The organism is Anabaena sp. CCY 0017 (genome assembly GCF_963920885.1).
GTDB lineage: Bacteria > Cyanobacteriota > Cyanobacteriia > Cyanobacteriales > Nostocaceae > Nodularia.
Genome location: NZ_CAWUDG010000009.1, coordinates 16461 through 38517 on the forward strand (window position 1 = coordinate 16461; position 22057 = coordinate 38517).

The window sequence follows — 22057 nt, forward strand, 5'->3', positions numbered from 1 at the left end:
AAATTTAGCGGCGTAAGATGCGAAGCAATATATAGGTTAACGCAACCAAAAGAAAAATCGATACATATCTCTGAAAAGAGTGTAGAAATATCCTATTGCTAGGTTTTTAATCAATCTAGCAGCTTTACTCTCTCTAACAATTTACGCCAACGCAGTGTCGATGTTATTCAAATTCTAATTGATATAAACGCAACCCTATTTTAGCACTCAAGTCAAACTGTAACCCAACTTCCATCCCAGTAGTTGTTTGTAAATCATTGACTGAACTATCATCAATTTTAATACTGTTGATAGCAACCAAATAGCAACAAGATGTCTCTTCACTGACTAAGAAAAGGCTGTTACCAACGGATAGCTTAATTTCTTCAACTCTTGCAATGTAAGCATTCGGCTTCTTATACCACTCAGTAATTTTGCCAATTTCTCTAATCTGCCCTATTGATTCCTTGCGTTTAATAACCTGATAAGTTACTAATTCAGCAAGTGCTTGGGACAAAGCATCTACAAAGTCACATAATTCTAATAATGTACTAGCCCCTAGAACTTCATCAGGGAACCCGTGTGCTGCATCATTGCGATAGCTAATAAATTCATTAAGTTCTCCTTCCGCACTATTCTGATCTCCTCTAATTTCTTCTAAAAAATATTTGATGGATCTATGTTTTTCAACCCATGCCCAAGCGTTTGATATACCAGCATTTGCACATAATCTTTCTAAAGTTTCTCGGCGTAAGTTCTGTTCATGAATGAGAAACGCATCTGGCAGTAATTCGTACTCTTTCTCACCAGTAGTCCCATAAAACAAACCTTGCATAACTTTCTCAGAAGTGAGGTGTTCATATCTGTTTTTATTCAGTTCAGTCAGTAATCTTCCTACTCCTAGCTGGTGAGTATTTCTGATTGTTTTCTCCAAATCTGAATAGCAGGGATATAATCCTGGTAAAAGTATTAACCAATCACTAATTAATTCTTCTACAAAACGCTCATAAATTGCATACAAGCGTGTTAATACAGCACATTGATCGTAAATTCTCCATTCTCTCGCTTTCGGTATATCTTGCAAAAGTTCATTGAGGACTAATTCTGTTTCTTCGCATATTCCCGTCTTAAATAAAGCACCGGAAGCAAACGAAATCTCCCTCAGCCTATCATTAGTTTTAATAATAGAACGGACAGTATTAATATTAACTTTTGCTGTCATTAAAATTTCCTCAAACATCGCTCTTTAACCTGCGATGACTTGGGATAACATTTCGTCGAATAATCTGATTCTTTCTTGAATATCAGACTTGGTTCGACCTCCACCTGTAAATAGCTTTGATGTATCTCTTCTAAAAAGTTTTTTTGTCTCTTCAATTACTATTAACTTTTTTTCTACTAAAATATCTGCATTTGCTAAATGTCTGCTGAATCCAACCATAACTGCATCATAAGAAGCTTTATAAGCATTCTCCTTCCATGTATCAGTACTGGGTTCAAAGGGCTTAAATAAATTATTTGCATAGATTTGGTGTGCTACATTTACAGTTTGTAGAAAAATATTTTTGAGAATACGTATATCTTCATCAGAAAAATTGAGACTTTTAATCATATATAGATCCATAAATCCTTCCATTCCCCTACGGAAATCTTCTACATGGCGTAAAGCAAAAAAACGCAGAACTAATTCGGCATCTTCCATCTTCTTATATAGATTGTTCTCATTCAGTTGTTTCTCATTATCAATTGGAATTCCCCAAGCATCGGCAAATATAGAATTATTTGCTAGTTCAAGTAAGAGTTGATTAAACTTACCATAATACAGACAGTTACGTATTTCCTGACGACTTAAAGCGACACCACCTGTATTTAGTCTTTCAAAGGCAAGTTGCTTTAATAGCAACGCTTCTTCAGGATTTGATGCTGACTCTGTAATTAAAACTATGGATGATATGGAGCGACGATCAATCCCTGCTCTAATTTTGGCAGGAAGATTAGCATAGGTTCTTCCGTTGAGTTCTGGCCAAAGTTCTAGTCCTGACAATTTTAACCGGTTATCATAAAAATCATGGAGAGCAGTAATTCTTTGTTGACCATCCATGACTTCATAACAGTTAAACTCTTTCTCATAAAGAACAATTGGGGGAACTGGAATATTAATCAAGAATGACTCAATTAGTCTTGATTGCATGGTTTCATCCCACCGAGTTCTTCTTTGATAAAAAGGACGTACATCCATATAGCTAGGTTTTTTTAAGGCTTCAACAAAGCTTGGTAGCTTTTCCCGATTCATTTCAGTCAGTATTCTTTGTTCACCAGATTCATACTTTTCATTTATCTCAGTATCAGACCTTCTAATTTGTTTTCTAGAAGGTGATTTTTCCCACATTTTTTCTTCTGTTGGTGCAAAATTCATGATCTATATCCTCTATAAAAGTGGTTATTTCTACCTTGGGAATTAATGCTTCATCATCAGTCACAAGACAATCTCGAACATGAGCATCCATCAAATTTTTAGTTCTTGAGCTTGAGCAGCCAGTTCCTCAAGATTCTGCATTCGTTGAGCATCAATCTGGTGTTTGTAGTCTATGACATCTTGGTAATGCACTCGCCGACGCGTCCCAACTTTCCGAAAGGGAATTTCTCCAGACTCCAATAAACCTACTAAATAAGGGCGCGAGACATTGAGAATATCAGCAGCTTCTTGAGTGGTGAGTTCCTTTTTAACGGGGATAAGTGTCACAGCATTTCCCTTGGCCATCTGCGTCAAAATATCAACGAGCAGATGAAATGCAGATGCTGGTATGGTTATTGTTTCACTCGCTCCTTCATGGAACAGAACTTTGATTATCTGCTCAGTTTGATGATTTTTTACATAGGATGCCAAGGCTTGACTACTAGCTTGTGCCAGAGTCGTGTCTTCTTCTGTGGGTGCAACACATCCTACTATTTGGTGAGCATTCAGTGCCATAAATACTAGCCTGTGATTATTTTGATGTCAAAGTTATAGCGATACTTATCGCCTATTATAGAATTTATTCAAAATGTACGCAATCAACGAAATGAACGAAAAAGCCTGACCTGATCCCAGTCCAAATCTGTCCATGATCTAAGATGATTGGATATTGTATATCTGAGCGATCGCCTGATAAAAATGATTGAAGTAGAACATCTCAGTAAAACCTATGGTTCTACCCCAGCTATTAATGATGTAACCTTTAGCGTCGAACCTGGGGAAATTTTAGGGTTTTTGGGGCCGAATGGGGCTGGTAAAACTACAACCATGCGAATTTTAGCCGGTTATCTCCCAGCTACAGAGGGAAAAGCGAGAATTGCTGGTTTTGATGTTAATGATGATTCTCTCGCAGTCCGCCAACGTATTGGTTATTTGCCTGAGACACCCCCTTTATATCCAGAAATGACGGTAGAAGGGTTTTTGCATTTTGTGACGCGAATTAAGGGCATTTCCGCAGGTGATCGCGCCGAAAAGGTAACAGCCGCCATTGCACGCTGCAACTTAGAAGAGAAACGCAAAGTCATTATACGCAAACTATCCAAAGGATATCGTCAAAGAGTGGGGATTGCTCAAGCCATCGTCCATGATCCCCCGGCGATTATTTTGGATGAACCCACCGTAGGACTTGATCCTCGGCAAATTATTGAAGTTCGCAATTTAATTAAAAGCTTGGCTGGGACTCATACTATTATTTTGTCTACCCACATTTTGCCAGAGGTGAGTATGACTTGTAGCCGAGTCGCCATTATTAACAAAGGTAAATTAGTAGCAACTAATACACCAGAAAATTTGATGACACAGTTGGCAGGTGGTGCAGGATATGAATTAGAAATTGAGGGAGATAGTGGTTTAGCAAAACAAGTTTTGCAAAATATCCCAGGTGTAAGTCTGGTAGAATCTGTTTCGAGTCATCAACCATCTAGCGACAACCGCGCCCACCTGCGGGTAATATCGCAACTAGGAATTGAACCGGGAACAGCTATTGCGGCTACTTTGCTAAATGCAGGTTTTGGATTACATGAAATGCGACGTGTCAGCGCTACCCTAGAAGATGTATTTTTGCAACTGACTACAGAAGAAAAAAATTTAGATGTCGTTGCAGATTCAGAAACCAACGAAGGAGAAGCAGCATAAATGGGTATAGTACTGGGTAATATTATTGCCATTTATCGCCGAGAGTTACAGAGTTATTTTATCTCGCCTTTAGCTTATGCGATCGCTAGCGTATTTTGGTTAATCGGCGGGTTATTCTTTGTGACGATTTTACTAGGGCCAGATGGAATTATCCCCGCAGTCAACCAAATAGATGTACAAGGACAACAGCTAGGCGTACCAGTTCCACCCATAGATGTTCCTTATGAATTTGTCCGGGCATTTTTGGATAGATTGGGTTGGCTATTGTTATTTATTTTACCAATTCTTTCAATGGGGCTGTATGCCGAAGAACGCAAGCGTGGTACTTTGGAACTTTTAGCCACGTCACCAGTCACTAACTGGGCGGTAGCTGTAGGTAAATTATTAGGGGTACTGACATTTTTTACCACCATGATTGTGCCATTGTTTGTATTTCAGGCGATCGCCATCAGTGCCTCAAATCCTCCCATATCGCTAACAATTCCCTTACTAGGGCATTTGGGCTTAATCTTGCTAGCAGCCGCAATTTTATCATTAGGAATGTTTATTTCCTCACTCACCGACAGCACAATTTTATCTGCTGTCCTCACCTTCGCCCTCGTTTTATTGTTATTGTTTGTTGATGTGATTGCCAAAAGTATCGGCGGGCCAGTAGGAGAAATTGTAGGTCATTTCTCATTATTAAAACATTACAATACTCTTATCCAAGGGATTTTTGATACCAGCGCCTTGATTTTATTTACCAGTTACATTTTTTTAGGCATCTTTCTCACAGCCCAGTCAATTGATGCGTTACGTTTTCAACGTCGGTAGTTAGTAGTTAATTAAACTAATAACTCATGACAAATGACCAATGACTAATAACATGAAGATTATCAAAAAAAACAAACTGGTAAAATATTTATTTTGGCTAGGTCCATTTTCAATAGCTGTGGGCTTAACATCTGGATTAGTTTCGGGAAACTGGGGAATTATTCCCTTAGTATTCCTAATTACGGGAATTGTTATCAGTGCTTTATGGATAGGATTGCAAAGCTATCAAACTAAATGGTGGAATCGTCGTTCTACTCAAGTTAGTACTAATGCTTTAATTTCCATTGTGGCTGTATTTGTAATTTTAGGGTTAGTTAACTTTTTGGGAACTCGCTACAACCTGCGTCAGGATTTAACTGAAGCCCAATTATTTACCCTAGCCCCGCAATCGCAAAATTTAGTGCGTAGCTTACCAAAATCAGTCAAAGTCTGGATATTTGATGTTAATCGCAATCCCCAAGATCGGGAATTACTAGAAAATTATCGGCGAGAAAGTACCAATTTTGAGTTTGAGTATATTGACCCCCAAGCGAGACCGACTTTAGCCAACAAATTTGGTGTTAAAGATTATGGGGAAGTTTATTTAGAATCTGGAGATAACCGCCAATTAGTGCAAACGTTAAATGTCAATGAACGTTTGTCGGAAATTCGATTAACAAATCGACTACAACAAATTACTAATGCAACCACGACTTCTGTTTACTTTCTTCAAGGTCATGGCGAACAAGCGATAACGTCTGGTCAGGGAGGAATTTCACAAGCCATTCAGGGATTAGGTGATAGAAATTACACTGCATCTCCACTGAATTTAGTAGAAAAACCCCAAGTTCCAGAAGATGCAGATGTTGTTGTAGTTGCGGGACCGAAACGAGAATTATTTGATAACGAGGTGAAAGCTTTACAAAATTATCTCAATCGTGGCGGTAATGCACTATTAATGATTGACCCCAATACTGAGACTAATCTTGATAGCTTGCTGCAAGAGTGGGGTGTTATCTTAGATAATCGTTTAGGTGTGGATGTTTCTGGGACAGGTGTGGGACTTGGCCCGGCTGTTCCCATTGTCACAGATTACGGACAACATCCTATTACAAAAGAGTTTGGTAATGGTATTTCCTTTTATCGATTAGCAAGACCTTTAGAAATCACTCCTGTAGCGGGTATTGAATCTACTGTCTTATTGCAAACTAAACCTTATCCCGACAGTTGGGGTGAAAGCGACCAGCAAAGCGAAACTTTAGAATTTGACCGAGAAACAGATATTCCAGGGCCTCTAACTTTGGCTGTGGCTTTCACAAAAACAATACCAGCCGAAACTCAGCCGACTCCCGAAGCTTCACCGACACCAACACCAACTCCCGAAGCTTCACCAACGCCAACACCAACTCCCGAAGCTTCACCCACACCAACACCAACTCCCGAAGTTTCACCCACACCAACACCAACTCCCGAAGTTTCACCAACGCCAACACCAACTCCCGAAGCTTCACCAACGCCAACACCAACTCCCGAAGCTTCACCCACACCAACAGAAGAAACTAACCCTACATCTCCAACCGCAGAAAAGCCCGCAGAACCTACGATTGAGTCACGGTTAGTAGTAATAGGAGATTCAGATTTTGCCACCGATGGCTTATTTGAACAGCAACTTAATGGCGATGTATTTCTCAACTCAGTCATTTGGTTGAGTCAACAAGATCAGCAACCCCTTTCAATTCGTCCCAAAGAACCAAGAAATCGGCGAATTAATTTGAACATCGTACAAGCTAACCTTTTAACCTTGTCGTCTCTGTTATTACTACCTGTAATGGGGTTAATGGCTGCGGCTATAATCTGGTGGAAAAGAAGGTAATTAAAAAGTAAAAAGTAAAAAGTAAAATTTTCTACTTTTTACTCATATCGAATTTGTATAAATTATGAAATTACCGAAAACAACATTAATTTTAATACTCCTAGCGCTGGGTTTGGGTGGTTTTGTTTATTTCCATGAAATTAGAGGTGAACCGCAGCGAGAAGAAATCAAGACACAAAAGCAGAAAATTTTCTCTTTTACAGAAGATGATATACAATCTTTAGCAGTCAAAACCAAAGATATTAATCTGAATTTCAAACGTAACCCTGAAGCGGGAAATTCCCAATGGCTAATAATATCTCCAATCACAGAACCAGCAAATGATGCTATTGTTGCTTATTTAACAGATTTGTTAGCGCAAGGTCAAAGCGATCGCACTCTCTCAACTCCAGCTAATCAATTAAATGAATTTGGTTTAGATCAACCACTAGCTACGATTAATATTAGCTTAAAAAATCAACAAACTCATCAGTTAATTTTGGGTAAACCTGACTTTAACGGTCGCTTTTTGTATGCAAAAACTGATTCTCCAACCCCAGAAAATGGTAATGTAAATATTCTCCTAGTCTCTACAGATTTTGAAAATGCTGTAAATCGGCAACTTTCAGAATGGAAACAACCTGAAGATACAAGTGAGTCCCAAAGAACTCCAGAAAACGAAACAATTAATAATTAAAACTTAAATCAGGTTACATGACCAATCCTACCGCCACCTTGCTTATTTCCTGTCCTGACCGCAGAGGATTAGTTGCCAAATTTGCCAATTTCATCTATGCTAATGGCGGAAATATTATTCATGCAGACCAGCATACAGATTTTGCGGCTGGATTATTTCTGACCCGGATTGAATGGCAGTTAGACGGATTTAATTTACCACGAGAATTTATTGCTCCGGCATTTAGTGCGATCGCTCAACCTTTAGATGCTCAGTGGCAATTACACTTTTCTGATAGTATACCACGTATTGCCATTTGGGTAAGTCGCCAAGACCATTGTTTATTTGACTTAATTTGGCGACAACGCGCCAAAGAATTTGCGGCTGAGATTCCCCTCATCATGAGCAATCATGCTAATTTACAGGAAGTAGCAGAGCAATTTGGCATTGATTTCTATCATATCCCGATCACTAAAGATCACAAAGCTGAACAGGAAGCCCAACAACTAGAATTACTACAAAAATATAAAATTGATTTAGTAGTTTTGGCGAAATATATGCAAATTGTCAGTGCAGATTTTATTGGCAAGTTTCCCAAAATAATTAATATTCATCATTCATTTTTACCAGCTTTTGTAGGAGCAAATCCCTATCACCGAGCATTTGAACGTGGAGTTAAAATTATTGGAGCTACAGCCCATTATGCTACTGCTGACTTAGATGCTGGGCCAATTATTGAACAAGATGTAGTGCGAGTCAGCCACCGCGATGAAATTGATGATTTAATTAGGAAAGGTAAGGATTTAGAACGAGTTGTATTAGCAAGAGCCGTGAGATTGCATTTACAAAATCGCGTCTTAGTCTATACTAACAGAACCGTAGTATTTGGATGATTCCTCAGAATTAAAGGTGCGTTATATGGCATAACACACCCCTAGGAATTATTCCCTATTCGCAATTATTTGGTTTGAATTGGTGTGAGGGCTACTCCTTGATAGTAATGTCCTAAAATTTGCAGGTGGTTGGCTCCTTGTCGAGCTAGATTGTACGCTCCCCACTGGCTCATTCCTAAGCCATGACCGAAGCCTAAACCTTGTAATACAAAACTTCCATTTGCGCCCTTAGTGATATTAAAGCGAGTGCTTCTGAGTCTGAGTGCAGTCCGGACTTCTTCGCCTTTTAGCACTCTTGTACCCTTGTCGCCCACAATTCTTAAGGCTTTCACACTACGGAAAGGCGAAAAAACTTCTGCAACCATGTCTTTGACATTGCCGACACCAGAGATTCTGGAGCTAATTTCGTCAGAGGTAAAGGTTCTTTCCCAATTACAGGCGCTGATATTTTGATCGTAGTCTTGAACAGCACGCAGGTAAGCGAGAGGATTTCCCCAAACATCTTCGACATTTTCAGTATGTCCCCCCGAACAAGCGTGGAAAACTGAGAGAATAATTTCGTTGTTGTGTGTTAATACTTTCCCGGCTGTGGCATCAACTGCGGCGTAAATAGTGGGTGATTCGCTCATGACTCCTTTATAAATTTGCCAACGGTCGGGACTAGCCCCTAAGTCATAAGTGGGATTATTGCGCTGTTCGTTGCGCTTGTAGAGGGCATAAGTACGAGCTGCGATCGCCTGGGCTTTAAGAGCCTCCTGGGGCCATCCAGAATCCATTTCGCCACCGATGACACTATAAAGATATTCTTCTAAATCAACCCAGTTAACGGCATCTAAACCTTTATCTGTGGGGACAACTAGCGTTCTGCCACGATACCAGCGATCGCCAATATAAACAAATCCATCCCCTGTTGGTTCAATCCAAAATAAACCAGATTGCCACCTATCCAGAGCCACACCACCGGGAATAGTTTGAGCATTAAATGAACTCATTGCCGGCAATTGTCCGAGAGTCCGACCCGTACTATCCTTAACAACCGCAGTTGTGGAACTACCAACTTTTACCTGTTTAACTCCCCTCTCAATCGCCACGCGCAGAATTACCGATGCTTGAGCTGGGGCCACTAAAGCCAACCACAAGAAGATACCTATCCACCAATGACGTACTTTGATCTGGGAAAATAAAGAGCCTAATAACAGTTGAAATTTCATACTGATCATTTAAATCACATTTAAGCAAGTATCTGTTTGACGCTCTGGACTTATAGTGTCTACCACTTAAGATGAGACCGTTATCTAACCTGGGAAGTTGCCACTTCCTCCTAATTATGCAGTTAGTATGAAATTTCAGCTATTGGTTATTGGTCATTGGGCAATTTATTCTCCCCTTGAAAATTGCTCACATCGTTAGCAATAATTCCCACTAAATTCAAATTGCTCAAAATTTCTAGAGCTTGCGTCAATTCATTAGGGGTAATCTGACCAATGCGCCCCACCATCAAAATGCCATGACAGAATGAAGCCAAAATTCTGGCATCGACCGTGCCTAAAATTGACGGAGCATCTATGATTACTAAATCATAGGTCTGCTCAAATAATTTGATCAGTTCTTGCATTCGCTCTTGACTTAGCAGCTTAATTGTGTCTTCCGCTATGGGACCAGCAGTCAAAATATCAATGGAAGGATGTATCGGCTGGATATAATCTTGAATTTGGGTATTTGCTTCATCGACTAATAACAGAGATAGTCCCCAGTCATTAGATAGTTGCAAGTTTTTGTGTAAGTGAGGATACCGCAGGTTAGCATCAATCAATAATATGCGTTGATGCATCCGAGCTGCACTAGCCGCCAACCCCAGCGCCAAGGTTGTCTTACCTTCTCTAGATAGGGCTGAAGTTAACATCAGGGACTTCAAAGAGTAAGGATGCTGGAATATTTGAATATTTTGGTAGACCATATCCAAGCTTTCATGGCAAGGCAACCAAGTGCTAGTTTCTACCAAAGACGGTGCTAAATTTTGTTGTTTCTGCCAAAACCAAATTGGTAAACGCTTTTTGAAACCTTGTGGCGCTAGTTTTGGTACTGAACCCAGGAATCGCAGTTTCGTCAGCTTCTGTAATTCTGGTACGGAATAAATCGTATAATTAAACATTCCCCATAAGAGGGCGATCGCAATACCTAAAATGGGGCTAAATACAACTCCCCCCAGTAAAAGCATTGATCTGCGGTTATTGGTAGAAGTTCCTAAAGCTGGTTCCTCTAACACTTGCCAATCAAACCCTCCCTGAGAAATCTTTAATCCCAAATACTGTTGCGTCTGGAGTAATTGCTCCAGTATTTTGCGTTGAGTTTCTACTGCTGGTAGTAAGCGGTTATACTCAGCTATGAGGCTGGGATATTTGCTTAATTCCAAACTGAGACGCTTTTCTGACTCAGCCAAACTATTTTCATGAGCAATGAGTCCTTTAACAACTGTTTGCACCTGAATAAACTCTTGCACCAAAATTGGGTCAACTTCTGTTGTTTGCCCTTGGATCAAGAGTAATTTTTTGGTATTGTTAGTATTAATCGCTTGATTATCTAGTAACTTTTTCACCTCTTGTTGTAACAGCCGTTGTTGACTCTGGTGTTGCTGCTTCAGGTTTTGTAAAACTGGTGACTCTTGTGTATGGCGTATTTCTTCCCTAGCTAGTGCTTGCTCAGTTTTTTGAACTTCATTCAATAGCGATTGGTAACGAGTTGATTGATTTAAACGAGAAGCAATTTGTGCATTTTGGGATAAAGCAGTAATTTTTTCTTCTAAGTTATTATACTGAGCTTGTACATCTTTCAAATGTGCGCGGGTAGCTTCTCGCTGTCTTTCAATATTGGCACGAGATTCTAGGAGGATTCTACTTTGCACTAACGGGTCGAGTAGATTATGTTTCCGACGAAAGTCTTCTAAGTTTTTCTCTGCTTGCTCTACTTGTTTTTTAATCTGGGGTAAGCGAGTACTGACAAAAGTAAGTCCTTTATTCAGCCGTTCTTGTTGTTGCTCTATATTATAATTTAGATAAACTTGTCGTAGAGCTTGCAGGACTTTTTGTGTTTTAACTGGATCATCATATTGAAAGGAGACTTGCAATACTTGGCTAGGAACTTGATTAACTCCAGCCCTACTTTCTAATTGCTTCACTACTAAAGCAGAATTTTTATTGTTATTATTATTACCTTTAATATCGGCTATAGTAATATCTGGATAATCAGGTTTAAGAATATCTACAGCTTTCTGAAGCAACTTAGAACTCATCATTAATTTCATCTGAGAACTGTAGTCAAATACTGGTAGGTTTGGTTCAGTTAACTCACTATTTACACCTAATTGCAGATTACTTAATCTGACACCTTCATATAAATTGGAATTTACCAATATCTCCATTGAGCTTTGGTAATCTGGTTTAATATTGACAGCCAAAAAGCCAGCAATTGACATAAAGATGCCGGACACACCTAAGCACAAAAAGCGTCGGCGCAGCAAAATTTTAGGTAGTCGTCTGACATCAATTGCTTTTATTGAAGATTGATGAACCAGTCCGTTTTGATTCATGCTTGTGTTATTCACTATCCAATTCCTCTAATATCAAAATCCAGCAACGCTATATATGGGCTTAAAAATGAGTTTTTCTCAACCTATAGACCAAACATAATACTAAATATTTTTTCTCCCAATCATGAAGAGTTTGTACAAAAAAAATAGCTAAATTTGTTACATTAATAATGTGTAGTTAATGATCATTAATAATACTTAAATTAATGACTGACCGGATAAAAAGACAAGCATCTAAAAAAAATATGCTGTAAATAGAATCACCTGCATCTTCAATAATATTAATTATATGGCATCGCTATTGCAGGGATCACAGCTAATTTATCCGCTAAATAGTTACAACTTGACTGGATATTTCACTTCATCTTGGCAATTATTAAACATTTTTTTATGTTACATAATTTAAATGTTTTTAGACATGAAATCATTTGAATTATGTAACATAGACTTCCTTTTTCAGAAATATTTATTATTATCATTAAAATTTGTGTGAAATTACTCAATAATTTTCGGTTTGCTCGTTGAACTGCTTGAGAATCGGATAAAATTTTAAGATTGGCTAGGTGCAAGAGGTGAGCGCCCCAAAATGGAGCCTCCGGCACGCTACGCGGTAAGCGCAGCCATGCCTTCTATGGCTTTAAAAAAATCACTTGCTGATTTGACTTAACTCTGCTTCCCGTCGCCTGGGTACACCATAAGCCATGAAATCATAAGCCATATCTGTTTTGGGAAAAATTGCTCTGGCTTCATGAAGTAAATCTTTGAGTTCTATAATGTTTCCCGGAGCATAGCGGGGACTGAAATGTGTCATGATTAATTTATGCGCCCCAGCGACTAAGGCTGTTTGCGCTGCCATTGTGGTTGTAGAATGCAGTCGCTGAAAGGCTAAATCTGCATCTTGATGGGCAAAGGTAGCCTCATGAATTAAGACATCGGCATCTTGTGCCAATTCCACTGCACCATCGGAATAAATTGTATCTGTACAATAGGCTATTTTGCGTCCAATTTCTGTTGGTCCACATAATTCCGTGCCTTTAATTACTCGTCCATCTGTCAGTGTTACTGTTTCACCCCGCTTGAGTTGACCGTAAACTCTACCAGGCGGAATTTCCAAGGCTTTGGCTTTTTCGATATCAAAGCGTCCTGGGCGATCTTTTTCTGCTATGCGATAACCAAATGCTGTGATGCGGTGATGTAAAGGACTACAGCTAACGGTAAATTCATCATCTTCATAAATGATTCCGGGTTGGACAACATGAACTTTTACCGGATAGGAAAAGTGTGTGTGTGAGTAACGTGTGGCGGCTTGGATATATTCGTTTAATCCTGGTGGTCCATAGAGATCAACCCGTTGCACGTTACCTGCTAACCCACAAGTAGCAAGCAGTCCCATTAAGCCAAAAATATGGTCGCCGTGCAGATGGGTGATGAATATTCGCGATAGTTGACTCATTTTGAGGTCACTCCGCAAAAGTTGATGCTGAGTACCTTCGCCACAGTCCAATAGCCACAGTTCTGCTCTTTGGGGTAATCTCAGCGCTATGCTGGAAACATTGCGCGATCGCGTGGGTACTCCTGAACTTGTCCCTAAAAATGTTATCTGCACAGCGTTTTTTGACCTTCCTTTTGCTGGGTTTTATGCTTATTGTCTCTATATTGGCATGGTTGGTTAGATTTAACGAACCGCCTTCGCTTTAGCGTATGCCCCCAGGGCGTTAGTCGCCAAGTTCGCCAATAGAGGAGGAAGATTTTAGTAATATGGTCGGTGATTTCAGGGTTAGTTATTGGTATGAAGGGTTTTGTCCTGAAAGTGGTGATTTGTTGAGATTACCCCGCACTGTTTTTGTGGAGGCGATCGCTCGTAATTTAATGCAAGAATTAGCCACCGATACGGTTTATAATCGGGAGGGGAAGATGTATGGTGTTTTGCTGGTTGAACTTCCTACAGGCGAAACACAAGTTTTAAAAGCATTTTCAGGTCTTCTCAATGGTTGTAGTGTAATTGAAGGTTGGGTTCCACCAATTCCGGGACGAGATGAAGTAGCTGTAGAGGAAGGACAGACTTTAGCTGAACTGGATAATATCAAACAGGAATTGATTACTCTCCAGCAACTCCGAGAAAGACAGCAGTGTGAAATTCTATCTTACGAGTTTGAGCAGCAGTTGCAACAGATGAGTCATTGCCATCGCAACTCGAAGCAAGAACGTGACACCAAACGTCGGCAATATTACCAAGAACTCACCGGGGAAGCACTGACTACTGCATTGGCAAAACTGGAAGAGGAAAGCCGTCAGCAAGGAATTGAACGCCGCAAACTTAAAGCCCAACAGAATGCTGTGTTGCAACCTTTACAGGAATTGATTGCAGCCGCAGACAGACAAATACAGTCACTCAAACAACGGCGTAAAGCACTATCCCGCCAATTACAGGCGCAAATGCACGAGGCTTATTCCCTAATGAATTTTTTAGGGCAATCGGCATCTTTACAAAAATTAATGCCAGCCGGGTCTATACCTACGGGTACGGGAGATTGTTGTGCGCCGAAGCTGCTGCACTATGCAGCTAATCATGGACTTAAACCTCTAGCAATGGCGGAATTTTGGTGGGGAGAAACTTCAGAAAATCAGGACAAAGTACAGGGAGAATTTTATGGAGCCTGTGTTGAGCGTTGTCAGCCGTTAATGGGGTTTTTGCTTTCGGGGTTAAAATCTGATTCCCCAGACCCAGCAGAGACAAAGCAAAGCAGTTTAAACAGCAATTTTAATGCTAAGGGAGGGATGAATTTATCTGACTTTTTACGGGATCTGGAAAACCCCTCTCCGAACCTCTCCCCTGCAAGGAGAGAGGCTGTAAATTTTCCCCCTTCCCTGGTAGGGAAGGGGGTTAGGGGGTTAGGTTTCGCGTTAGCTTTTCCACATAACGTGAAAAGTCAGATAAATTTCCCGATTATTTATGAAGATGAATGGCTGATTGCTGTGAATAAACCCCCAGGGCTACTTTCGGTTCCTGGTCGTTATCGGGAGACTCAAGATAGTGTGCTGAGTCGCTGGCGTTGTTCGTTTCCAGATGATGCAGAAATTATGACGGTGCATCGGCTAGATCAGGAAACTTCTGGTATTTTACTACTAACGCGAAATAGACAAATCCATCGGCAACTGAGCCAGCAATTTCAGCAACGGCAAATTCACAAGGTTTATGAGGCTATACTTTCCGGTTCTCTGACAGTGGAAGAAGGTGTAATTGAACTACCGTTATGGGGAAATCCTGACAATCGCCCCTATCAGCAAGTTAATTGGCAACATGGTAAACCCAGTTTGACTAAATTTCGGGTGATAGGGAGGGAAGTAAATTATACGCGTGTTGAGTTGATTCCCCTCACAGGACGCACCCACCAATTGAGAGTTCATGCTGCTGATCAAGCAGGACTGGGGATTACTATTTTAGGCGATCGCCTGTATGGATGCAATGCTGTTGCCAGTCGCTTACATCTACACGCCAGAGAACTTAGCTTTAAACATCCCCAATTAGGTAAAACCCTGCATCTACAAGCAGAAACGCCATTCTAGTCAGTACGACAGCGCCCTTCGGTGTTACACTCAATTTTCTGCTGACGTTGGTTAAGAATAGTTGCTAAATTCGGTCTTCCAGTCAGAGAAAGTCGCCAGTCAGCCCAAACGCCATAAATAAAATCAGCGATCGCCCCAAAAATTGGTAACTTAGTTATGGCATAAATCCAACCCATTCCCAGGGTTTCATAAATGCGACGAAAAACCTCAACATTTTTCACCAGCGTCCCATCTGGTAAAACCGCATGAATGCGCCCCATCGCCGTTTCAAAGTCAACCCCACCATGTTCTTCAGGCGTATAGTTATCATCGGCAATATCCACAAAAGCCACCAAACCGCGACCAGCATCCCGTTTTCGCAAAAAGTTAACTTCACGCACACACAAAGGGCATTCACCGTCATATAGCAGCTTGATTTTCCATGTAGGTACAGCAACTTGATCGGAATAGTTAACTTGTTGATTGGCTAAAGACATAATTAAAACAATTGATTTTGTTAAATCTCACATTCCGCACCCTTTCGGGAGTAAGAGTTTGGGATAATAAATATTATGGCGGCTTTTAATCATCCTTGCTGATGGTATGTTAATTGATGGCTATTACTTCTTGTCTTCACCAACCTCTCCTCACTATCAACGTATATAAATATGCCTAACACTCAACCAATTCAGCGTATAAATACAGATAGTTTAAGCCTGGACGGATCTATAGAAATCTATGATGTTGTGATAGTTGGCGCAGGACCTATCGGATTAGCAACAGCTATTGGCTTACGTAAATGTGGGATAGAAAATATTCTGGTTGTTGATCAAACTCGCGCTTTTCGTCAAGTTGGTCAGGTATTGGATCTTCTTCCCAATGGCTTAAAATCTCTCAAACATTTAGATACTCAAGCTTACGAAGCAGTTAAGAAAGCTGGGATGGGGTTCCTGAATTCCCCCCAGTCTAATAGTGATAAAACTCAGGGAGAAAAACCTGCGAAAAATTCACCCGAATGGGTTTATAAGAATTTGCAGGGGGAAACTATTCGGTCAATTCCTCTAGGGTTTGATCACTGGTTTCAAAATTATGGTGAGGGTCGAGTATCAATTGCTTGGTACAATTTGCAAACCACCCTCAGAAATCTCATTCCTGAAGATAGAGTTAAAATCAATCATCGTTGTATCAATGTTGTAGATGAGCCAGAAAATGGGTGTGCCCGGATAGATTGCGTTTCTGATCAAGGAACAGAAGCAAACCCCTATGCCTATTGGGCTGATGGACAAACAGTTGATCACAACCAGCCTCAAAATTTAGATCCTATTTCTCAACAATCAGTCACCAAATCGTTCCGAGCGAAACTAATTGTAGCAGCAGATGGTATTAATTCGACCATTCGGAGAGTGCTTTACAAAGATAGTCCCTACAGTGATTCTGCACAACCTGAATATTCTGGATATGCCGCTATATCTTGTCGGGAAATAACCGAAATCCCTAAGAAACTACAGACACAACTTGAAGAGAAGTTTTTTCAAAACTCACCCATTGTCACTATCAGTAATGCTGCCGAAATTAGCGATTCTCTGGATGAGATAAGGATGATGTTATTTCGCAGACCAGGTATGCTCATGGGATACATTTTACATCTGGCTGTGTCTTTGGAATCGTTAGAAGGTAAATCTGAAAGTTCTTTGCTGGATTTAGCAATGCAGCAGTTAGAAAAAGCTGGTTATCCCGATATACTTCAGGAATTAGTTCGTCTATCTCCTCCTGCTAATATGCAGCAACGTCCATATTATATTCATCACGCCACCATATCTGAGAGCAAAAGTCAACCTACATGGAGTAGAGGACGTGTGGTATTAGTGGGTGATGCAGCTCATGGAATGCCTCCTTTTATGGCACAAGGAGTTAATCAAGGATTTGAAGATGCGCTAGCAGTGACAACGTTAATTACTCAGATTGCCGAGACAAATAAGTGGGATAATGGGGAGGCGATGGGCTACGCCCCGCCAGAGGCGATCGCTACAGCCTTCGAGAAATACGAAAATCTGCGTCGCCCCATGATGAAATATATTCAAGAAGCAACATTAACAAGATTTCCTCACTCCTCAGACGAAGCATGGCACAACTATGGAGAACAGGTATATCACCGCAATTTTGACGAAATAATTGCTGCATTGTCATCATGACAGCAAATTTCATCTGAGTGAGGTAGATAAATTTATCCTTGAAATCACCAGCACCATTTTTTAGTTAAAATAGTGAGAGCTTACCCCTGCGTGTAAATCCAAAACCATGACTATTCAACAACCAGACTACAATCCCAGTGGCGTAGGTGAAATCAATGGTAACATCTTCGGTTTACCATGCGATTATGAGTCTGCCAACTTGATTGTCATTCCTGTACCCTGGGAAGTCACTGTCTCTTATGGTGCTGGTACAGCCAACGGACCGCAGCAAATACTCGATGCTTCGATACAACTAGATTTATTCGATTTCGACCATCCTGATGGCTGGAAACAAGGAATTTTCATGATGGAAATTCCCCAAGATATTTTAGAAAAAAATGAATATTATCGCACCTTAGCAGCCAAAATTATTGCCAGACTAGCACAAGGTGAACAACTGACCGCTACACCCGATTTAACCCCTGTGCTGACAGAAATTAATCAAGCTGGTGAACAGGTGAATCAATGGTTATTTGCCCAATGTCAAGCCGCAATGAATCAGGGGAAGCGTGTTGCAGTCATTGGTGGAGATCACAGTGTACCATTAGGTTACTTCCAAGCATTAGCCGCTAAGTATCCCAACTATGGTATTTTACATATTGATGCCCATGCAGATTTACGCGATGCTTATGAGGGGTTTGAATTTTCCCACGCTTCGATTATGTTTAATGGGTTAAAAATTCCGCAGATATCCAAATTAGTCCAGGTAGGCTTGCGTGATATTTCTCATGATGAAGTGAAAATGATTGATAAATCAGGCGATCGCATTATAGCTTATTATGACCCAATTATCAAACAAAAGCTCTACGCTGGCAGCACTTGGATTGATATCTGCCGAGAAATTATCAGTCATTTACCAGAGTACGTTTATATTAGCTTTGATGTGGATGGACTTGATCCCAAACTCTGCCCCAGTACGGGTACTCCTGTACCAGGTGGGTTAGAATTAGAGCAAACTTTTTGTTTATTCCGGGAATTAGTCAAAAGCAACCGCAAAATCATCGGTTTTGATGTCTGCGAAGTCGGTGATGCTGAGTGGGATGGTAACGTCGGGGCGCGAATTGTTTACAAACTAGCGAATTTAATGGATTTATCCCTAAGTCCACTGCACAGGATCTAATTGATAATACCTTTGTAATTGCTCATACAGTGCTGGATGGTGCTGTTTTAATTGGCGCGGTTTTTCATAGAACGTTTCCGTAGCTACAGCAAAAAACTCTGCGGGATTGGTTGTACCATAGCCATCCATAACAGTTTTAACCTTTCTGGGAATATCATGACAAAGTTTTTGATATTCTGCTGTCATCACTTGCGCCCACACAGGATAATCTGAGTTTCGCTGCAAAATAGGCACACCATTAGCTGTTCTATCCTCCTGATCTAACTGATGAGCAAATTCGTGTAGCACAACATTATGTCCATCTTTCCAGTTACCAGTATCTTGTTCAACCTGTTCCCAAGATAATATTACTTGGTCTTGAGTCCATGATTCACCCAATCTAGCCTCGCGTCTTTCTTCAACTACATAATTTCCCGTGGCTACAGTTTGATTCACAAAATATGTCCTGGGATAAATTAAAATAGAACGTAGTTGCGGAAAATATTTTCCTCGTTCGTTGAGTAAAAGTAAACAAGCAACAGCCGCAATAGTTACCTTCATTTCTTCTGTTACTTGCAAACCGCCACAGCCAATGAATTGCTTTTCTGCTAAAAATACTTGAATATGTCCCTGAAGTCTGCGACGTTCATCAGATGAAAGGTTGGGGTAAATGGGCAGATGGTTTTCAATGATAGCAGTCCACAATGGAGGGAAAGGACGGCGTTTAATACGATTGCGGCGCTGTTTGATCAGAATCGGACTGGCTAAAATACCAATCACAATCAGGGCAATGATTATAAAAACAGCAATTATCTCCACCATGAATTAATCATAACAGCAGCTTTCATGTATGTATATTATACTCCGACTTTCAGTATTTCTTCCTTTGCGACTTTGCGCCTACCCTTCGGGAACGCCTCCGGCGAATGCGCGAAACAAAAAAAGATGTAATTTATTTACCAGAAAGATGAAGACAACAATATCTCAGCTAGGATGGTTAATTGATCCAGAGGAGAGATTAATTTTAGCATTTATTCCAGGACAGGAACCGATGGAGTTAACTGGTGGCGATCGCCTCTGGCGGGCGGAGCATCGTCGCTTGCCAATAGCAAAATTCTTCACCCTAGATTTGACAGTTGAGCAGGTTTTTGACTGGCTGAAAGCAGGTCGATAAATTATGTAATCTAAAAGTTGCAGACAACTGTAGATTAACAGGTTCAACCCTTTATAAACTGATCAAACAAGTAAAATTAAAAACTAGCATTAATAAATTCTTCTCTCAATGCTTCCCATTCTGGAAGCCATAGCCATACATCTTCTGCTCGTTCTATTCTTTTGACAATTCTTTCTAAAAAAACTGGAATTGGACTATCAACTGCGGATGTGGTTGATTCAAATCCAAATTGCGTTAGTTTATTCCGCATCATCCAAAGTAAATCTTTTCCAGCAAAAAAAGTTAAGTAATTTTGAAATCGAAATCCATCAGGTCTAAAAGATGGAAGCAGATCTTCAAATCTATGCAAAACATCTTCTGGCGTAACAATACGATCACCTTTATGTTTACTCACTATTTCTCTAATATTCTGCTGACAAGCGTCTAAGTTTAACCTTCTAGGGAAATTGTGAACTGATCCAAACACTGGCTGAATCGGATCACCCCAACTGTTCCGAAACTTAAAACAAGCAAGAGCAGTACGAGCTGCTGTATAAACGGCAATTCCTCTTGCGGCTTCATCTAAAGTGTCTTGATATAAATCTCTTTGTGGTGCTTTGTTTCCTAAAGCACGTCTAACGACTACTGGATCAATCAAATAATTTTCTATTTCTTTTCTTTGCCACTTCCAACCGATATGAATTCCTTCATATTTGTATATTAGTGGTGAGTTTGTAGGAGTGAAGTTATAGTCGTCGAAATCACGATCAACTAGTCCAGCTAAATTGGGATTGATTGCCCTGTCAGCGATAATTTTTTCCATAAATGTTCTGCCACCAAGGGGACGAATCTCACATTTAGGCAGAAGTTGGCGGATAACTATTAGATCATAGCTTCCAGAGTTTCCTTCACAGTAAAGAACATTTACAGACACAACACCCCTCCAGACAGGCGGTATCTATCACTTTCACTAATAACATTGCTGACAGTTTCAGAGTGGGTTGTGATAATAAACTGGCAAGTTGGCTGAATTTTCAGCAATTGACTGATCAAAACTTGGGCTGCGGGAGGATGTAAATTCAAGTCTATTTCATCAATCAGTACAACTGAGTACGCAACCTGCTGTCTAACCAACTCATAAAGGATAGGAAAAATTGATTGCTCACCAGCAGACATCTCCACTAAATCATAAGTACGATTTCCATCGCTGAGTAAGAAGTAAGTAGCTTCTTCCGTCGGAGAATCTATACTGGGCAAATTTTCTAGCCCCCAAAAATAACGATCGGGAAATACTATTTTATACAGTCGCTCTAACTGGCTCAAGTAATCATTTTCATAATTTCTACCATCTTCTTGCTTACGTTTCCAACCAATTAGATATTGCCGCAAACGACCAACGCCTGACTCAAAAGAAGTTTCACTTCTACCTTCCTTGACACCTTCTCCGCTTTCCTGGTTGGGATTAGCTCCCAAGTTACGAAACTGATCAAACCAAAAAAGCCCCGGAAGTCGAGAGAAATAATGGCGAACAGACTGATCAGCGCGATTAATGATGCGCTCGCGATTAATGATGCGCTGTGTATAATAGCGTCCTCGAAACTGAGCGCGTTCGGCTGATGTATTACCAGCCTTCCATAACTCTCCATTCAGAATGACTTTGACTACACGACTGTTTCCTGGTGTAACAAATTGGTCTGGACGAAAATCTGCTGGTAGAGCGTGATACCATCTTTCCGCAATCTCACGAGTAGCTTCCAGTTCTTCTTCTTCAAAAGATACTTCTAATTCTATTCTTGGTGTTCCCCATTGCCAGTACCGCCCTGGTAAAAATCCAATCCAATCAAAGTCAGAAATGTTCTGAATTCGCCCAGTTGCGAGTGCTAGAGGCAGAGCGATCGCCTGTAATAATGTTGTTTTCCCAGAACCATTGTCTCCTAAAATTAGGAAGCGATCGCTGACTTCATCAAGAATTTTGTTGTGAAACGAAACCCGCAAATTTTCAAATTTTTTGAAATTTTGGATATAGATGGACTCTACTTTCATCTATCGCTTGCTCCCCTATTTGGTGGATTACACAAATCATATCTTGATCTTGATTAG

At 40.4% G+C, this 22057-nt stretch carries 19 protein-coding genes; 9 read left to right on the plus strand and 10 right to left on the minus strand.

Annotation, left to right across the window (positions count from 1 at the left end; genetic code table 11):
• Positions 1-163: 163 nt before the first annotated feature.
• From ACM0OW_RS12980 to ACM0OW_RS12990, 3 genes are all read right to left on the minus strand, one after another.
• Positions 164-1201 (minus strand): MAE_28990/MAE_18760 family HEPN-like nuclease, encoded by a 1038-nt coding sequence (locus ACM0OW_RS12980; protein WP_414550521.1) that lies wholly within the window; start codon positions 1199-1201, stop codon positions 164-166.
• A gap of 24 nt (positions 1202-1225) precedes the next feature.
• On the minus strand, positions 1226-2395 hold the full coding sequence (locus tag ACM0OW_RS12985) for a DUF262 domain-containing protein (protein ID WP_414550522.1): 1170 nt from the start codon (positions 2393-2395) through the stop codon (positions 1226-1228).
• Positions 2396-2485: 90 nt separating this feature from the next.
• The gene (locus tag ACM0OW_RS12990; protein WP_414550523.1) at positions 2486-2950 is read right to left on the minus strand and encodes a helix-turn-helix domain-containing protein; all 465 of its coding nucleotides are present in this window, start codon (positions 2948-2950) and stop codon (positions 2486-2488) included.
• Positions 2951-3133: 183 nt separating this feature from the next.
• On the opposite strand from ACM0OW_RS12990, the gene ACM0OW_RS12995 reads away from it, so the two are divergent.
• From ACM0OW_RS12995 to purU, 5 genes are all read left to right on the plus strand, one after another.
• A complete protein-coding gene (locus ACM0OW_RS12995; protein ID WP_414550649.1) occupies positions 3134-4129 on the plus strand; it encodes an ABC transporter ATP-binding protein in 996 nt (331 codons plus the stop codon).
• Positions 4130-4942 carry an ABC transporter permease gene (locus ACM0OW_RS13000; protein WP_414550524.1) on the plus strand — a complete coding sequence of 271 codons (813 nt, stop codon included), beginning with the start codon at positions 4130-4132 and terminating at the stop codon, positions 4940-4942.
• 52 nt (positions 4943-4994) lie between these two features.
• Entirely contained in the window at positions 4995-6794 is a 1800-nt protein-coding gene (locus ACM0OW_RS13005) for a Gldg family protein (RefSeq protein ID WP_414550650.1), read from the plus strand.
• Between the two features lie 64 nt (positions 6795-6858).
• Positions 6859-7470, plus strand: a complete 612-nt coding sequence (locus tag ACM0OW_RS13010; RefSeq protein WP_414550525.1) for a DUF4340 domain-containing protein — start codon at positions 6859-6861, stop codon at positions 7468-7470.
• A 17-nt stretch (positions 7471-7487) separates the two neighbouring features.
• Complete coding sequence (gene purU, locus ACM0OW_RS13015; protein ID WP_414550526.1) at positions 7488-8342, plus strand: formyltetrahydrofolate deformylase; 855 nt, start codon at positions 7488-7490, stop codon at positions 8340-8342.
• A 65-nt stretch (positions 8343-8407) separates the two neighbouring features.
• Here purU and ACM0OW_RS13020 read toward each other — a convergent pair whose 3' ends face one another.
• From ACM0OW_RS13020 to ACM0OW_RS13030, 3 genes are all read right to left on the minus strand, one after another.
• Positions 8408-9553, minus strand: coding sequence for a SpoIID/LytB domain-containing protein (locus ACM0OW_RS13020; protein ID WP_414550527.1), 1146 nt, complete (start codon positions 9551-9553; stop codon positions 8408-8410).
• A gap of 146 nt (positions 9554-9699) precedes the next feature.
• Complete coding sequence (locus ACM0OW_RS13025) at positions 9700-11928, minus strand: GumC family protein (RefSeq protein ID WP_414550651.1); 2229 nt, start codon at positions 11926-11928, stop codon at positions 9700-9702.
• A 646-nt stretch (positions 11929-12574) separates the two neighbouring features.
• Positions 12575-13534, minus strand: coding sequence for a ribonuclease Z (locus ACM0OW_RS13030; RefSeq protein WP_414550528.1), 960 nt, complete (start codon positions 13532-13534; stop codon positions 12575-12577).
• Between the two features lie 152 nt (positions 13535-13686).
• Here ACM0OW_RS13030 and ACM0OW_RS13035 point away from each other — a divergent pair, with 152 nt between their 5' ends.
• Positions 13687-15495 (plus strand): pseudouridine synthase, encoded by a 1809-nt coding sequence (locus tag ACM0OW_RS13035; RefSeq protein WP_414550529.1) that lies wholly within the window; start codon positions 13687-13689, stop codon positions 15493-15495.
• Here ACM0OW_RS13035 and ACM0OW_RS13040 read toward each other — a convergent pair.
• On the minus strand, positions 15492-15971 hold the full coding sequence (locus ACM0OW_RS13040; RefSeq protein WP_414550530.1) for a thiol-disulfide oxidoreductase DCC family protein: 480 nt from the start codon (positions 15969-15971) through the stop codon (positions 15492-15494). The genes ACM0OW_RS13035 and ACM0OW_RS13040 overlap by 4 nt on opposite strands.
• 171 nt (positions 15972-16142) lie before the next feature.
• On the opposite strand from ACM0OW_RS13040, the gene ACM0OW_RS13045 reads away from it, so the two are divergent.
• Both ACM0OW_RS13045 and speB read left to right on the plus strand, forming a co-directional pair.
• On the plus strand, positions 16143-17666 hold the full coding sequence (locus tag ACM0OW_RS13045) for an FAD-dependent oxidoreductase (RefSeq protein WP_414550531.1): 1524 nt from the start codon (positions 16143-16145) through the stop codon (positions 17664-17666).
• 106 nt (positions 17667-17772) lie between these two features.
• Positions 17773-18825, plus strand: coding sequence for an agmatinase SpeB (gene speB / locus ACM0OW_RS13050; protein WP_414550532.1), 1053 nt, complete (start codon positions 17773-17775; stop codon positions 18823-18825).
• On the opposite strand, the gene ACM0OW_RS13055 is transcribed toward speB, so the two are convergent.
• Positions 18802-19626 carry a M90 family metallopeptidase gene (locus ACM0OW_RS13055; RefSeq protein ID WP_414550533.1) on the minus strand — a complete coding sequence of 275 codons (825 nt, stop codon included), beginning with the start codon at positions 19624-19626 and terminating at the stop codon, positions 18802-18804. The two genes, speB and ACM0OW_RS13055, sit on opposite strands and share 24 nt — an antisense overlap.
• Positions 19627-19771: 145 nt before the next feature.
• Between ACM0OW_RS13055 and ACM0OW_RS13060 the strand changes: the two genes are divergently transcribed.
• Positions 19772-19978, plus strand: coding sequence for a hypothetical protein (locus ACM0OW_RS13060; protein ID WP_414550534.1), 207 nt, complete (start codon positions 19772-19774; stop codon positions 19976-19978).
• Positions 19979-20054: 76 nt separating this feature from the next.
• Here ACM0OW_RS13060 and ACM0OW_RS13065 read toward each other — a convergent pair whose 3' ends face one another.
• Both ACM0OW_RS13065 and ACM0OW_RS13070 read right to left on the minus strand, forming a co-directional pair.
• Positions 20055-20891 carry a hypothetical protein gene (locus ACM0OW_RS13065; protein ID WP_414550535.1) on the minus strand — a complete coding sequence of 279 codons (837 nt, stop codon included), beginning with the start codon at positions 20889-20891 and terminating at the stop codon, positions 20055-20057.
• Positions 20882-22000: an AAA family ATPase gene (locus ACM0OW_RS13070; RefSeq protein ID WP_414550536.1), complete on the minus strand. Its 1119-nt coding sequence runs from the start codon at positions 21998-22000 to the stop codon at positions 20882-20884. Before ACM0OW_RS13070 ends, ACM0OW_RS13065 begins: the two co-directional genes overlap by 10 nt.
• Between the last annotated feature and the right edge of the window lie 57 nt (positions 22001-22057).

Coding starts and splice junctions, on each gene's coding strand:
- ACM0OW_RS13040 (WP_414550530.1), bottom strand. CDS start 15,971: ATGTCTTTAGCCAATCAACAAGTTAACTATTCCGATCAAGTTGCTGTA.
- ACM0OW_RS13005 (WP_414550650.1), top strand. CDS start 4,995: ATGAAGATTATCAAAAAAAACAAACTGGTAAAATATTTATTTTGGCTA.
- ACM0OW_RS13045 (WP_414550531.1), top strand. CDS start 16,143: ATGCCTAACACTCAACCAATTCAGCGTATAAATACAGATAGTTTAAGC.
- ACM0OW_RS13020 (WP_414550527.1), bottom strand. CDS start 9,553: ATGAAATTTCAACTGTTATTAGGCTCTTTATTTTCCCAGATCAAAGTA.
- ACM0OW_RS13055 (WP_414550533.1), bottom strand. CDS start 19,626: ATGGTGGAGATAATTGCTGTTTTTATAATCATTGCCCTGATTGTGATT.
- ACM0OW_RS12990 (WP_414550523.1), bottom strand. CDS start 2,950: ATGGCACTGAATGCTCACCAAATAGTAGGATGTGTTGCACCCACAGAA.
- ACM0OW_RS13060 (WP_414550534.1), top strand. CDS start 19,772: ATGAAGACAACAATATCTCAGCTAGGATGGTTAATTGATCCAGAGGAG.
- ACM0OW_RS13000 (WP_414550524.1), top strand. CDS start 4,130: ATGGGTATAGTACTGGGTAATATTATTGCCATTTATCGCCGAGAGTTA.
- ACM0OW_RS12980 (WP_414550521.1), bottom strand. CDS start 1,201: ATGACAGCAAAAGTTAATATTAATACTGTCCGTTCTATTATTAAAACT.
- ACM0OW_RS13010 (WP_414550525.1), top strand. CDS start 6,859: ATGAAATTACCGAAAACAACATTAATTTTAATACTCCTAGCGCTGGGT.
- speB (WP_414550532.1), top strand. CDS start 17,773: ATGACTATTCAACAACCAGACTACAATCCCAGTGGCGTAGGTGAAATC.
- purU (WP_414550526.1), top strand. CDS start 7,488: ATGACCAATCCTACCGCCACCTTGCTTATTTCCTGTCCTGACCGCAGA.
- ACM0OW_RS13025 (WP_414550651.1), bottom strand. CDS start 11,928: ATGAATCAAAACGGACTGGTTCATCAATCTTCAATAAAAGCAATTGAT.
- ACM0OW_RS12985 (WP_414550522.1), bottom strand. CDS start 2,395: ATGAATTTTGCACCAACAGAAGAAAAAATGTGGGAAAAATCACCTTCT.
- ACM0OW_RS13070 (WP_414550536.1), bottom strand. CDS start 22,000: ATGAAAGTAGAGTCCATCTATATCCAAAATTTCAAAAAATTTGAAAAT.
- ACM0OW_RS12995 (WP_414550649.1), top strand. CDS start 3,134: ATGATTGAAGTAGAACATCTCAGTAAAACCTATGGTTCTACCCCAGCT.
- ACM0OW_RS13035 (WP_414550529.1), top strand. CDS start 13,687: ATGGTCGGTGATTTCAGGGTTAGTTATTGGTATGAAGGGTTTTGTCCT.